Annotated in this window: 6 protein-coding genes and 1 pseudogene; 3 read left to right on the plus strand and 4 right to left on the minus strand. The window is 74.0% G+C overall.

Features of this window, described 5'->3' with window-relative positions; genetic code table 11:
* A partial coding sequence (locus tag ACWDBB_RS35355; protein ID WP_449793508.1) for a type I polyketide synthase occupies positions 1-1,409 on the minus strand: 1,409 nt, incomplete at its 3' end.
* A 47-nt stretch (positions 1,410-1,456) separates the two neighbouring features.
* Entirely contained in the window at positions 1,457-9,922 is an 8,466-nt protein-coding gene (locus tag ACWDBB_RS35360; protein ID WP_449793509.1) for an SDR family NAD(P)-dependent oxidoreductase, read from the minus strand.
* Between the two features lie 811 nt (positions 9,923-10,733).
* On the opposite strand from ACWDBB_RS35360, the gene ACWDBB_RS35365 reads away from it, so the two are divergent.
* The 3 genes from ACWDBB_RS35365 to ACWDBB_RS35375 all read left to right on the plus strand — a co-directional run bounded on the left by ACWDBB_RS35365 (position 10,734) and on the right by ACWDBB_RS35375 (position 13,629).
* Positions 10,734-11,657, plus strand: coding sequence for an MBL fold metallo-hydrolase (locus ACWDBB_RS35365; RefSeq protein ID WP_449793510.1), 924 nt, complete (start codon positions 10,734-10,736; stop codon positions 11,655-11,657).
* 236 nt (positions 11,658-11,893) lie between these two features.
* Positions 11,894-12,988 (plus strand): sensor histidine kinase, encoded by a 1,095-nt coding sequence (locus ACWDBB_RS35370; RefSeq protein ID WP_449793511.1) that lies wholly within the window; start codon positions 11,894-11,896, stop codon positions 12,986-12,988.
* Positions 12,985-13,629, plus strand: a complete 645-nt coding sequence (locus ACWDBB_RS35375; RefSeq protein WP_449793512.1) for a response regulator — start codon at positions 12,985-12,987, stop codon at positions 13,627-13,629. Before ACWDBB_RS35370 ends, ACWDBB_RS35375 begins: the two co-directional genes overlap by 4 nt.
* A 14-nt stretch (positions 13,630-13,643) precedes the next feature.
* Here the strand turns inward: ACWDBB_RS35375 and ACWDBB_RS35380 are convergent, their stop codons facing one another.
* Together ACWDBB_RS35380 and ACWDBB_RS35385 are read right to left on the minus strand one after the other, a co-directional pair.
* A complete protein-coding gene (locus ACWDBB_RS35380; protein ID WP_449793513.1) occupies positions 13,644-14,546 on the minus strand; it encodes a UbiA prenyltransferase family protein in 903 nt (300 codons plus the stop codon).
* A 92-nt stretch (positions 14,547-14,638) separates the two neighbouring features.
* Positions 14,639-14,778: pseudogene (locus ACWDBB_RS35385) on the minus strand (2-oxoacid:ferredoxin oxidoreductase subunit beta); the annotation flags it as partial.

A 14,778-nucleotide genomic window follows, 5' to 3' on the forward strand; every position in this document is an offset into this window, starting at 1 on the left:
GCCGTCGGCGCCGCGGAAGCCTCGGACTCCGGCGCCTGCTCCAGCACCACATGGGCGTTGGTCCCGCTGACCCCGAAGGAGGACACGGCGGCCCGGCGCGGGCGCTCGCCCGCCGGCCAGTCCCGCGCCTCGGTCAGCAGCTCGACCGCCCCCGCCGACCAGTCCACGAACGGCGAGGGCTCGTCCACGTGCAGGGTCTTGGGCAGCACGCCCGCCCGCATCGCCATGACCATCTTGATCACGCCACCGACACCGGCCGCCGCCTGGGTGTGACCGATGTTCGACTTCAGCGACCCGAGCCACAGCGGGTCCCCGCCGCGCTCCTGCCCGTACGTCGCCAGCAGCGCCTGCGCCTCGATCGGGTCACCCAACCGGGTACCCGTCCCGTGCGCCTCCACGACGTCGACCTCACCGGCCGACAGTCGGGCGTTCTCCAGGGCCTGGCGGATGACGCGCTGCTGCGCGGGGCCGTTGGGGGCGGTCAGGCCGTTGCTGGCACCGTCCTGGTTGATCGCGCTGCCGCGCACCACCGCGAGCACCGGGTGCCCGAGGCGCCGGGCGTCCGACAGCTTCTCCACCAGCAGCACGCCCGCGCCCTCGGCCCACCCGGTGCCGTCGGCGGCGGCCGCGAAGGACTTGCAGCGGCCGTCCGCTGAGAGCCCGCGCTGGCGGCTGAACTCGATGAACGTCGCCGGGGTCGACATGACGGCCACACCGCCGGCGAGGGCCAGCGAGCACTCGCCCTGCCGCAGCGACTGCACCGCGAGGTGCAGGGCGACCAGGGAGGACGAGCAGGCGGTGTCGACGGAGACGGCCGGGCCCTCCAGCCCGAGGGAGAAGGCGACGCGGCCGGACGCCACGCTGCCGGCGCTGCCGTTGCCCAGGTAGCCCTCGACGTCGGCGGGCACCTGTGACAGGCGCGAGCCGTAGTCGTGGTACATGACGCCGGTGAACACGCCCACCTTGGTACCGCGCACCGTCGCCGGGTCGATGCCCGCCCGCTCGAAGGCCTCCCAGGAGGTCTCCAGCAGCAGCCGCTGCTGCGGGTCCGTCGCCGACGCCTCCCGCGGGGAGATGCCGAAGAAGCCCGCGTCGAACTCGGTGGCGTCGCGCAGGAATCCGGCTTCCCGCGCGTAGAAGGTGCCGGGGTGGTCCGGGTCCGGGTGGTAGAGCGTGTCGAGGTCCCAGCCGCGGTCGGTGGGGAAGGCGCCGACGGCGTCCGCGCCGTCGGCCACCAGGCGCCACAGGTCCTCGGGCGAGGCGACCCCACCCGGGTAGCGGCAGGCCATGCCGACGATCGCCACGGGCTCGTTGTCCCGCTCCTCCACCTCGCGCAGCCGCTGCTTGGCCTTCATCAGGTCGTTCGTGGCGCGCTTGAGATAGTCGCGAAGCCGATCCTCAGTGGACATGGCCCATCACCTCCGCCGTATCAGGCCGGGAACTGGTCGTGATCACTTCAGGAAAGCCCGAGCTCGTTGTCGAGGAGGGCGAACATCTCGTCGTCGCTGGCCGCCCCGAGGTCGACCTCGTCGGAACCGCCGCGCTCGTCTCGCCCGCCGCCGGTCCACTCGGCCAGCAGCGACTCCAACCGCGCGGTCACCCGGTCCCGTTCGAGCTCGTCCGGTTCGGCCGTGGACATCGCGAACCGCAGCCGGTCGAGCTCTGCGAGCAGTGAGCGGTCCTCCTCCGGCTCGTCCCGGGGGGCGAGTTCGCGCCGGACGAAGCCGGCCAGGGCCGTGGGTGTCGGGTAGTCGAAGATCAGGGTGGCCGGCAGCCGCAGGCCGGTGACCGCGTTGAGACGGTTGCGCAGCTCGACCGCGGTCAGCGAGTCGAAGCCGAGCTCCTTGAACGCGTTGCCCCCGTCGACGGCCTCGCGGGAGGCGTGGCCGAGGACGGCGGCGGTCTGCGCCCGGACCAGGTCCAGCACCAGCCCGGCCCGCTCATCGGCCGGGGCCGCCGCCAGGCGGTCGGCGAAGGACCGGACGTCGGACGCGCCGTCGGCGGCGGCCGCGGCACGGCGCTCCGGCACCCGGACCAGGCCGCGGAACATCGTCGGCACCTCACCGAGCGCGCGGGCCCTGCCGCGGATCGGGGCGAGTTCCAGCCGGGCCGGGACGTACGCCGCCGCCCCGCCGGCGAGCGCGGCGTCGAACAGGGCGAGCCCGGCCTCCGAGGGCAGGGCCCCCAGGCCGAACCGCTCCATCCGGGCCACGTCGACGCCTTCGAGGTGGCCGGTCATGCCGCTGCGGAGCGCCCAGAATCCCCAGGCCAGCGAGGTGGCGGCCAGACCGTCCGCCTGCCGCCGGTGGGCCAGGGCGTCCAGCAGGGCGTTGGCCGCGGCGTAGCTGCCCTGGCCGCCGTTGCCGAGGGTGGCGGCGACGGAGGAGAAGAGGACGAAGGCGTCCAGGTCGAGGTGGGCGGTCAGCTCGTGCAGGGCCAGCGCCGCGTCGACCTTGGGCCGCAGGACGGCCGCGACCCGCTGCGGCGTGAGCGCGGGGATCACGCCGTCGTCGAGCACACCGGCGGTGTGGACGACGGCGGTGAGCGGGTGGTCGGCAGGGACGGTGTCCAGCAGGGCGGCGAGCGCGGCGCGGTCGGCCGCGTCGCAGGCCACCAGCTCCACCTCGGCGCCCAGCTCCCGGAGCCCGGCCTCCAGCTCGGCCGCGCCCGCCGCCGCCCGGCCGCTGCGGCTGAGCAGCAGCAGGTGGCGGGCGCCGTGCGCGGTGACCAGGTGGCGGGCGAGCAGCCCGCCGAGGGCGCCGGTCGCGCCGGTGATCAGGACGGTGCCGTTCGGGTCGAGGCGCGGGACTGCTGCGGCGTACGCCTCGGCCTCGCCGGCGGGCAGCGCGCGGGCGAGCCGGGGCACGCGGATCTCCCCGGACCGCAGGGCGAGTTGGGCCTCACCGGTGGCCACCGCGGCGGCCAGCAGCAGCCGCGAGCGGTCGGCGTCGTCGAGGTCCACCAGGACGAAGCGGCCGGGGCTCTCCGACTGCGCGGTGCGCAGCAGGCCCCAGACCGGCGCGTGCGAGAGGTCCGACACCGTCTCGCCGGCACCCGCCGCGATCGCGCCGCGGGTCACCACGACGATGGTGGTCCGCTCAAACTCCCCGTTCGCCAGTACGTGTTGGAGGACGTCCAGTGCCCGCAGCGTGGCACGGTGGGTCTCGTCGGCCAGGTCGTCCCCGCCCTCGCTGCCGGCCGTCATCGGCACGTACAGCGTGGCGGGCACGGCGCGGCCGGCCCCCGCCTCGGCGGTGAGCGCCGAAAGCTCCGGGTAGTGCGCCACGGACAGGCCCGCGGCCTTCAGCGCGCTGCGGACGCCGAGCCCGTCGGCGCCGAGCACGGCACAGTCGGCGGAGGCGGGCTCGGCCGGGGAGCCGGACGGGAGGGCCGACCACTCCACCCGATACAGGCTTCCGGCCTCGCTCTCCCCTGTCACAGGGCGCATCTGACGGAGCATCAGCGATCGGGCGTCGAGCACCGGGGCCCCGGCCGCGTCGGCGACGGCCAGCGACAGCTCCTCGGACCCGGTCAGGGTCAGCCGCACCCGCAGCACGGACGCGCCGACCGAGTGCAGCCGGACACCGCGCCAGGAGAACGGCAGCCGGCCCGGGCCGTCGTCCTGGATCAGCACCGCGAACCCGGCGGCGTGCAGGGCCGCGTCGAGCAGCGCGGGGTGCAGCCCGAACCCGCCCGCCTCGGACTGCTGTTCCGATGCGAGGGCGACCTCGGCGAAGATCTCGTCCCCGCGCTGCCAGGCGGCCCGCAGGCCCCGGAACGCCGGACCGTAGGTGAACCCGGCGGCGTCCAGCCGCTCGTAGAGGGCGTCCACGTCGATCGCGACGCCGTCGCGGGGCGGCCACTCGGCCTCCGCGAATCCGGCCGCGGCGTCGCGGGCCCGACCGAGGGTGCCGGTGGCGTGGCGGGTCCACGGCTCGTCAGGCGCCGCGTCCTCGGGGCGGGAGTAGACCTCCACCTCGCGGCGGCCGTCGGCGTCGGGCGAACCGACCACCACCTGCACCGCCACGCCACCCTGGACGGGCAGCACCAGCGGCGCCTCCAGGGTCAGCTCCTCCAGCACGTCGCAACCGGCCTGGTCACCCGCGCGGACGGCCAGCTCGACGAACGCCGTACCCGGCAGGATCACCGTGCCGGCCACCGCGTGGTCCGCCAGCCACGGCTGGGTCTGCACCGACAGGCGGCCCGTGAAGACGTGCCCGTCGCGGTCGGCCAGCGCCACCACAGCACCCAGCAGCGGGTGGTCGGCCGCGCCCAGGCCCGCTTCGCTCACGGCTCCGGCGCCCGGCTTGGCGGGGGCGAGCCAGTAGCGGTCGCGCTGGAAGGCGTAGGTGGGCAGGTCGATGCGGTGGGCCGTGGGGAACTGGGCGGCCCAGTCGACGGACGCGCCGTTGGACCAGGCCTCGGCGAGGGCGGTCAGGAAGCGCTCCCGGCCGCCCTGGTCACGGCGCAGGGTGCCCTGGACGCTCGCCTCGGCGTTGGCGGCGTCGATGGCCTCCTGGATGCCGACGGTCAGCACCGGGTGGGCGCTCACCTCGACGAACTGCGAGTGGCCCGAGGCCAGCAGGGCGTCGACGGTCGACGCGAACTCCACCGTCTGGCGGAGGTTGCGGTACCAGTACCCGGCGTCCAGCGCCGCCGAGTCGATCAGTTCACCGGTGACGGTGGAGTGGAACGGCACCTCCGGCACCCGGGGCGTGACCGGGGCCAGCAGCTCGGCCAGGCGGGCCTCGATGCGCTCGACGTGCGCCGAGTGCGAGGCGTAGTCCACCGCGATCCGACGCGCCCGGATCTCCTGCCCGGCGCAGTGCTCCATCAGCTCATCCAGGGCACCGGCATCGCCCGAAACCACCACCGAGCTGGGGCCGTTGACCGCAGCGATCGAGATTCCATCCCGGCCGGACAGCAGCTCGCGGACACTCTCCACGGGCAGCGGAACGGACACCATCCCGCCCAGACCCGAGAGCTCGATGATCACCTGGCTGCGCAGCGCCACCACCAGCGCCGCGTCCTCCAGCGAGAGCGCGCCGGAGACGGCAGCGGCGGCGATCTCGCCCTGCGAGTGCCCCACCACCGCCGACGGCTCCACACCGCACGAACGCCACAGGGCAGCCAGCGAGACCATCACGGCGAACAGCACCGGCTGGACCACGTCCACCCGCTCCATCCACCCGCCGTCCCCACCCGAGACGACCTCCAGCAGATCCCAATCCCCATGCGGAGCAAGCGCCTTGGCGCACTCCTCCATCCGGGAACGGAACACCGGCTCATCCGCCAGCAGCCCCTGCGCCATGCCCAGCCACTGCGAACCCTGACCCGGGAACACGAACACCGGACGCCCCGAACGCACCCGCCCGGACACCGCACCGGCGGCGGCCTCGCCCCGGGCGACGGCGTCGAGCGCCGTCAGCAGCTCATCCCGCCCGTCGCCGATCACCACGGCCCGGTGCTCGAACGCGGTCCGGGTGGCGGCGAGGGAGTACCCGATGTCGGCCGGGTCGGCCTCCGTCGTGGACATCCACCCGCGGAGCCGCCGCGCCTGCTCCCGCAGCGCGGCCTCACTCCGGGCCGACAGCACCCACGGCACCACACCGTCGGCCGTCGGCGCCGCGGAAGCCTCGGACTCCGGCGCCTGCTCCAGCACCACATGGGCGTTGGTCCCGCTGACCCCGAAGGAGGACACGGCGGCCCGACGGGGCCGTCCGCCCGCCGGCCAGCCCCGCGCCTCGGTCAGCAGCTCGACCGCCCCCGCCGACCAGTCCACGAACGGCGAGGGCTCGTCCACGTGCAGGGTCTTGGGCAGCACGCCCGCCCGCATCGCCATGACCATCTTGATCACGCCACCGACACCGGCCGCCGCCTGAGTGTGACCGATGTTCGACTTCAGCGACCCGAGCCACAGCGGGTCCCCGCCGCGCTCCTGCCCGTACGTCGCCAGCAGCGCCTGCGCCTCGATCGGGTCACCCAACCGGGTACCCGTCCCGTGCGCCTCCACGACGTCGACCTCACCGGCCGACAGTCGGGCGTCGGCCAGCGCCGCGCGGATCACCCGCTGCTGCGACGGCCCGTTGGGGGCGGTCAGGCCGTTGCTGGCACCGTCCTGGTTGATCGCACTGCCGCGCACCACCGCGAGCACCGGGTGCCCGAGGCGCTCGGCGTCCGACAGGCGCTCCAGGACGAGCATGCCCGCGCCCTCGCCCCAACCCGTGCCGTCCGCCGCGGCCGCGAACGGCTTGCAGCGGCCGTCCGCCGAGAGCCCGCGCTGGCGGCTGAACTCCACGAACATGCCCGGGGTGGACATCACCGCCACGCCGCCGGCCAGCGCCGTGCCGCACTCGCCGCGCTGCAGCGCCCGGACGGCCAGGTGGAGGGCGACGAGCGAGGAGGAGCACGCGGTGTCCACGGTGACCGCGGGGCCCTCAAGCCCGAGGGTGTAGGAGACGCGGCCCGACATCACGCTCGCCGTGGTGCCGGTCAGCAGGTATCCGTCGAGGCCGTCGGCGCCCTCGTGCAGCCGCGGCCCGTAGTCGTGCGACATCGCGCCGACGTAGACGCCGGTCCGGCTGCCCCGGAGCGTCGACGGGTCGATGCCCGCGCGCTCGCAGGCCTCCCAGGAGGTCTCCAGCAGCAGCCGCTGCTGGGGGTCCATCGCGAGGGCCTCACGCGGCGAGATCCCGAAGAACCCGGCGTCGAACTCGCCGACGCCGTCCAGGAATCCGCCCTGGCGGGTGTAGGAGGTGCCGGGGTTGGCCGGATCGGGGTCGTAGAGCGAGGCGAGGTCCCAGCCGCGGTCGGCCGGGAAGCCGCCGACGGCGTCCGCGCCGTCCGTCACCAGGCGCCACAGGTCCTCGGGCGAGGCGACCCCGCCCGGGTAGCGGCAGGCCATGCCGACGATCGCGATCGGCTCCGGTCCGCCGGCCGGGGTCTCGTCGGCCGCCGTCCCCTCCGTGGTGCCGAGGAGCCGGTCCACCAGCTCACGCGCCAGGACGGCGGGCCGCGGGTAGTCGAAGAGCAGGCTGGCGGGCAGGTCGAGCCCGGTGGCGGCGGCCAGTCGGGTGCGCAGCTCCACGGCGGTCAGCGAGTCGAAGCCGAGCTGCTTGAAGGACGCGGTGACGTCGACCGCCCCGGCGCCCGGGTAGTCGAGCACCACGGCCACCTGGTGCTGCACCAACTCGGCCAGCAGCCGCTCGCGTTCGGACTCGGAGGTGCCCGCGACGCGGTCCCGCCAGATGCTCAGGCGGCCCTCCGTGCCCGCCGTCTCCTGCCGGGCCTCCGCCGGGCCGGTCTGGCCGGGCGCCCCCGGAACGGCCTGGCCGAGCGCGCCCGGAGCGGCCTGCGCCCCGGACAGCCAGTAGCTCTCCCGCTGGAAGGCGTACGTCGGCAGCGGCACCCGGCGGCCGCCGCCGAGGGCCGCCCAGTCCACCGGACCCCCGTTGGCGTACGCGGTCGCCGCGGCGCCCATCGCCGTGCGGAGCTCGTCCCGCCCCTCCCGCAGAGAGGGCGCGAACACGCCGCCCGCGCCGGTCAGGCAGTCGGGGCCGGCGGCGGACAGCACGCCGTCGGGTCCCAACTCCAGGTAGGCGGTGGCACCCTGGGCCTCCAGGGTGCGCATCGCGTCGAGGAAGCGCACGGACTGGCGGACGTTCCGCACCCAGTACTCGGGAGAGCACAGTTCCTCGGCCGTCACGACCGTTCCCGTCACGGTGGACACCACCGGGATCCGCGGCGCGGTGTACGTCAGCCCCTGGGCGACTCGGCGGTATTCCTCCAACATCCCTTCCACCAGCGGCGAGTGGGACGAGAACGGGATGTTGAGCCGCTTCCACTTCTCGAACTTCCCGGCGAGGGCCAGGGCTTCGGACTCGTCGCCGGAGATCACCACCGACGTCGGGCCGTTGATCACGGCGACGCTGACGTTGTCGGTCAGCAATGGCAGGACGTCCGCCTCGGCGGCCTTGACCGCCACCATCGCACCGCCCGCCGCCAGCTCCTGGGTCAGCCGTCCGCGCGCCGCCGCCAGGGTGGTGGCGGCGTCCAGCGACAGCACGCCCGCGACGTGCGCGGCCGCCAGCTCGCCGAGCGAGTGCCCGGCCAGGAAGTCCGGCCGCACGCCCCAGCTCTCGTACAGCCGGAACAGCGCCACCTGGAGCGCGAACAGCGCGGGCTGCCCGTACTCGGTCCGCCCCAGCAGCTCCGCGTCCGACCCGAACACCGCTTCGCGCAGCGGCAGTTCGACCCGCGCGCAGACCGCGTCGAAGGCGTCCGCGAACACCGGGAAGGCCTCGTACAGCTCCCGGCCCATGCCGAGCCGCTGGTCTCCCTGTCCGGTGAACAGGAACGCCAGCTTCCCGGCCTCGGCCGCACCCCGGACGACCCCGCCGGCCTCCTCGCCGGCGGCCACCGCCGCCAGCCCGGCCAGCAGCCCGGTCCGGTCGGCGCCCACCACGACGGCGCGGTGGCGCAGCGCCGCCCGCCCGACCGCGAGGGTGTGCGCGACGTCGGCCGGGTCGAGGTCCGGGTGCTCCGTCAGGTGGGTGTGCAGGCGCCGCGCCTGGGCCCGAAGGCCCGGTTCGCCGTGGCCGTGCACCGGCCAGGCGAACTGCCGCCCGGCCGGCGCGGGGTGCTCGCCGCCCGGGGTGGTCGGCCGGGGCGTCTCGGACAGCGCCAGGTGGCAGTTGGTGCCGCCCACGCCGAAGGAGCTCACGCCGGCCAGCAGCGGGCGGTCGGCCTCGGGCCACGGGCCTGTGTGCCGCCGCACGCTCAGGCCGAGGGCGGCCAGGTCGAGGGCCGGGTTGGGGGTTTCGTGGTTGAGGCCGGCGACCAGTTCCCGGTGGTGGATGCTGAGGACGGCCTTGAGCAGGCCGACGGCTCCGGCGGCGCCCTCCAGGTGTCCGACGTTGGTCTTGGCCGAGCCGACCTGCAGCGGCCGGTCGACGCGCCCGGCGGCCAGTGCCGCGCCGAGCGCGGCGGCCTCGACGGGGTCGCCGACGCTGGTGCCGGTGCCGTGGAGTTCGACGTACTGGACGCCGTCGGTGGGGATCCCCGCCCGCCGCCAGGCCAGTTCGACGACCTCGCGCTGCGAGGCCGGGTCGGGCGTGGTCAGCCCGGGCGTGGCGCCGTCGTTGTTGACGGCGCCGCCGCGGATGACGGCGTAGACGCGGTCGCCGTCGGCCAGCGCGCGGTCGAGCGGCTTGAGCACGACCAGGGCGCCGCCCTCGCCGCGGACGTAGCCGTTGGCGCGGGCGTCGAGGGTGAAGCAGCGGCCGTCCGGGGAGAGCCCGCCGAAGCCCTCGGCCACCAGGGCCGTCTCGGGCACCAGGTTGAGCTGTACGCCGCCGGCCAGCGCGAGCTCGCTCTCGCCCCGGCGCAGGCTCTCCGCGGCCAGGTGCACGGCCACCAGTGAGGAGGACTGGCCGGTGTCCACGCACAGGCTGGGGCCCCGCAGGCCGAGGGTGTAGGACAGCCGGTTGGCCATGATGGAGCGCTGCGAGCCGGTCAGGGTGTGCCGGCCGATGGCGTCCGGGCCGAGGCGGTCGGCGAGCAGCGCGTAGTCGGCGTTCATGGTGCCGAGGAAGACGCCGGTGGCCGTGCCGGACAGCCGGTCGGGGGCGGTGCCGGCGTCCTCCAGGGCCTCCCAGCCGAGTTCCAGGGCGAGCCGCTGCTGCGGGTCCATGGCGGCGGCCTCGCGCGGCGAGACGCCGAACAGGCCGGCGTCGAAGAGGTCGACCCGGTCCAGGAACGCTCCGTGCCGGGCGGCGTGCTCGCCGAGGTCGCGGCCCCAGCGCTCGACCGTCGCCTCGGCGACGGCGCTGCGGCCCTCCCTCAGCATCGCCCAGAACGCGTCGGGTCCGTCCGCCCCGGGGAGCCGGCAGGCCACCCCGACGACGGCGACGGCATCCTCCACCGGCGCACCCGTTTCACCGGTCGCCGGACCGCCGGCCGGGCGAGCCCCGCGGCCGGGTACCACGCGACTCACACCTGCTGCGGTTGTCATCGCGCCGGACCTCCTGGTTCGGTGAAGGATTGCGGCGCCCGCGGGCCACCGGTTCGACCGCCGGCCGGCCCCGAGCCCCGGCACACGCGATCACCGGCACGCTACGGCCGCCCCGAATCCGCACCAACCCCTAGCAGTCCCCCTACGTCCCCCACCCCGACCGCGACCCCGACCGGCCGCGTCCCCAGCCGCGGCCCCGACCCCGGGGTCCCTCGCCCGGCGCGGCGCGGGCCGCTCCGCGACCCCGGCGGTGACCGGTGCGGCCCGCCATCGACCCCTGTTCGCCCCCTGCTCGCCCCGCCCGCCCCTCGGACCGGCCTGCGGCGCCGCGCCGTCCCCGGTAAGGTCCGGCGGGGCCCCGGTAAAGTCCGGGCATCGCCTCCTGACGCTCCACGGCTTCGGGTCAATCGCTGGTCAAGCCCGTCGCCGGCCCTGCCGACGCGTGCCACCGGGCAATCCTTCTCGATCCGACCGTCCATCAACTAATGTCAGTTGAACGCTTTTTGTGGAAATCCAGGAGCCGCCTCGACGTCATCCGCACCGTCCTCAACCGGGATTGAACACCCGTCGAATCAGCCGCACGAACCGACCGTAGCCGCCCATTTCCCCCACCGAATGGCCAAAAGCCGTCGGACGGTCGACAGTTCACCATCGGCATGTGACCGTCGCCGCAGTCGGCGAACGTTGAAAGATGGGGAGCAACCCGTCTACCGTGATCCACGTGGTCGAAGACGTGCCGTACCCGCAGCAGCCAGCCCAATCCCCGACGGCAGCGGAGAGGGGCGAGCGGCTCCGCCGAATCTCCCCCACCCGTACGCTGGAATTCGGTGATCACCGGCTGACCTACCTTCCGGACGGATTCGTCCAGTTGATTCCGCGCGCCTGGTTCCCCGAGACCGGCGGCGGCGACTGGCAGCGACACTCCGACCACCTCGACGAGGGCGGCTACCTGGTCGCATCCGTCGGCAGCCTGCTGGTCGAGCACCGGGGCCGGGCGCTGCTGATCGACACCGGCTACGGGCCGCGCCGCACGTCACCGGCCGACAGCTACCCCTTCCTCGGCGCGGAGGAGGGCGGGCGGCTGCCGGCGGGCCTGGCCGCGCACGGTCTGGCGCCCGAGGCCGTCGACACCGTGGCCTTCACCCATCTCCACGAGGACCACGTGGGCTGGGCCTTCGCCCCGAACGCCAACGGTTCGGGGCTGCTCTTCGGCTCCGCCCGGTTCGTCACCTCGTTGACGGAGTGGCGCGGCTGGCACGGCGCGCCGTCGGCCGCCGCCGCGCGGCACCTCCAGGAGAACGCGGTCGGCGCGACGGACGGCCAGGAGATCTTCCCGGGCGTCACGGCCTGGAACACCCCCGGCCACACGCTCGGCCACACCTCGTACATCATCTCGTCCGGCGGGCGGCGGCTCGTCGTCATCGGTGACGCCCTGCACAGTGCCGTGCAGGTGGAGCGGCCGGAGTGGCGGGTGCTGGTGGACTCCGCACGGGACGTCTCGGTGGACTCCCGGCTGCGGATCCTCCGGGAGCTGTCCACCCCGGACACGCTGGGCTTCGGCGGTCACTTCGCCGACGTCCTGTTCGGCCGGGTGGTCACGGACGGTTCGCGCCGGCACTGGGAGGCACTCGACCTCGAGGGGTGACGGCTACGGAATGCCATCACGACACCACTCTCTGGAAGCGCCCGCTCCCCTCAGACGTGGTTCGTCTACGATCCAGCCGGACGCCCCCGGTTCGCCGTTGCCCTTATCCGTAACATCCAGTTGACAGACAGCGACGTCATTGTGCATATGATCGACGCTGCATGGACGGTCGTGACCGGGCCACTGGGAACGTCGGCCATGGATGAATGGGGGGAAACAGAGTGGTTGCCAAAGTATTGACACCCGATCCCTGCGGGCTGGAGAAGGTCGTCGATTCGGCCATCGCGGCCTACGCGGAGGCGCTGCGCTCCGCGGGCAGTCTCCTGGTCCTCGAGGAGACGGTGTGGCCGGAGTGCGAGCAGCAGGCCCGCGAGATCATGGCCGACTGCATCAGAGCCATCCACGGCCCCCGTGCCGAACTCCCCGAGCAATTCGACGCGGAGTTCTCCTCGTTGGAGCTCGGCGCCCGTCGGGCGCTCCAGCACATCCCCGCCATGGAGTCACTCCGGGCCGCCCAGATCCTCACCGACATCGTCCTCGACGCGCTACCGGACATGATGGCCTGCCTGCCGGACGACGTGGCACTCGTCCGGATGCGGCGTGCGGTGAGAGCCCTGCACCAGAGCGTCCACAGCCGGGTGCAGGCGGCGCTGATCGGCTACGACGCCTTCCTGATGCGCGGGGTCAACCGGATCAACTCCGCCGAACGGGCCCGGCTCGCCCGGGAGATCCACGACCGGATCGGCAGCAGCCTCGGCCTGGCCATGCGCCTGCTCGAACTCCACGAGGCCGAGGCCGAGGCCGGCGGTCCCGGACCGGGTTCCGCCCGGATCGAGGAGGCCAAGACCGCGCTCCAGGACACCTTCGGGTTCGTCCGGGAGCTGGTGAACGGCCTGCGCGCACCGCGCAGCCGCACCAGCTTCCACAAGCGGCTGCTCGACTACGTCGAACTGTCCTGCCCGGCCGACACCGTGGTGGACATCCACGTCGAGGGCGGCACCACGGAGATGACCGCGCTCCAACACGACGAGGTCTTCCTGATCATCCGGGAGTGCCTGCGCAACGCCTACCAGCACTCGGGGGCCACCAGCATCCAGGTCGAGGTGAACCTCGGCGACGGCGTGCTCGAGACCCGGGTCACCGACAACGGCAAGGGCATCGACCTGTCCGCGTCCAAGTTCCAGAGCGGCAACGGCATGGTCTCCATGCGCGAGCGGACCACCGCCATGGGCGGCACCCTGTCGGTCGCCAACATCAACGGAAAGGGCACCCGGATCCAGTTCCGAATACCGTTGCCGGCGGTCGACTGCTCCGGTGAATACGTCTCATGAGCGATTCCCAGGTCCGCGTCCTCGCGGCCGACGACCACGTCCTGCTCCGCACCGCCCTGTGCAACCTGCTGACCAGGGAGCCCGACATCACCGTGGTCGGCGAGGCGGGCGACGGCCCGATGGCCGTCCACCAGGCGGTCCAACTGCAGCCGGACGTCATCCTGCTCGACCTGGAGATGCCCGGGCCGGGCCCGATCGAGACCGTACGGCAGCTCAAGACCGCCGTCCCGGACTCCCGCATCGTCGTCCTGACCATGCACGACGACGACGAGCTCGTCCACTCCCTGCTCTCCGAGGGAGCCTTCGGCTACCTCCACAAGTCGGCCACCCGGGAGGTGCTGCTCGCCGCGGTGCGCAGCGCCGTCGCCGGGGGCACCATCCTGTTCACCCCGCAGCGGCCCACCGCCCGACCACCGCGCCCGGCGGAGCGGCCCGAGCCGCAGAACGTCCTCACCTCGCGCGAGCTGGAGGTGCTCACCTGCGTGGCCGAGGCCATGAGCAACCGGCAGATCGGGCGCCGGCTCGGCATCACCGAGGGCACGGTCAAGCGGCACCTGCGGAACATCTTCACCAAGCTGGAAGCGACCACCCGGCTCGACGCCGTCAACAAGGCCCAGTCCGCGCGACTGATCGGTCGGTGAGCAGCGGATCGCGATCACTTCCCGACGAGCAGACCGAGGGCCAGGCCCGCGTTCGCCGCGTACTGGGTGACCATGAACGCCCGGTACGGGCCGCGGGCCCGCTCCTTGTCCGGCCACAGGCAGCGCACCGCGACCCAGCCGGCCCCGGAGGCCAGCGGCACCGCGCCCGCCAGCAGCAGTTCGGTGCGGAGTCCGAGCAGCAGCCCGGCCGCCCCCAGGGCGATGGCCGAGACCGCGGCGAACAGCCTGGCCGTCCGCTCGCCGTACACCACCGCGATGGTGCGGCGGCCCGCCTCCCGGTCGCCGGCGATGTCGCCGAGGTCCTTGGTGACGGCGCCCACGAAGCCCATCCACAGGGCCAGCAGCCCGCAGAACAGCAGGGGCCCCTCCGAGATCCCGCCGCCGCCGGCGGAGACCGCGCCGGCCAGGTAGCTGGAGGCCCCCATCGCGATCACCGCGGCGGCACTGGTCGCGGTGCGCCGCTTGGCGGCCAGCGGCGGCACCGAGTAGGCGTAGCCCAGGAAGAGGGAGAGCACGATGAACCAGAACTCTCCCGGCACGAACACCGACAGCACCAGGGCGGCACCGGACAGGAACCGCACCCCGGCGGCCGCCGTCCGCAGGCGCAGGGCGCCGCGGGCGATCGGGCGCCGCGAGCCGTTCGCCCGGTCCTCGGCGATGTCCATCACGCCGTTCAGCAGGTAGGCCGCCATGACCGCGCAGGTCATGGCCAGCCCGCCGAGCAGCACCCCGCCGGCCGACCAGCCGTCGCCGCCGACCGCCCCGCAGACGGCGCCCACCAGGAACCGCATCAGGAAGACGATCTGCACCACCGGTCGGGACTCGACCAGGCAGTGCCGGGCCGCCGACAGGGGGGACCGGGTGGGGGGAGCCGCCGTGAGCGGTCCCGCGGTCATGACACCGACCCCGGCGTCGTGGGGGTGAGGGCTCGGGGCCGAGCCCTCACCCGCGCCGGTCACCGGCTCGTACGTCCTGGTCGCTTGTCTCATCAGGAAGCCTGCACCGTCCAGGTGTCGTTGCCGGTGAGGAGTGTGGCCAGGTCGCCGGGGCCGCCCCGGGCGGTGGCGGTGGCCAGCTGCTCGGCCATCAACTCGTCGTAGACCGGCCGTTGGACACTGCGCAGGACAC

It is taken from the genome of Kitasatospora sp. NPDC001095 (genome assembly GCF_053598615.1).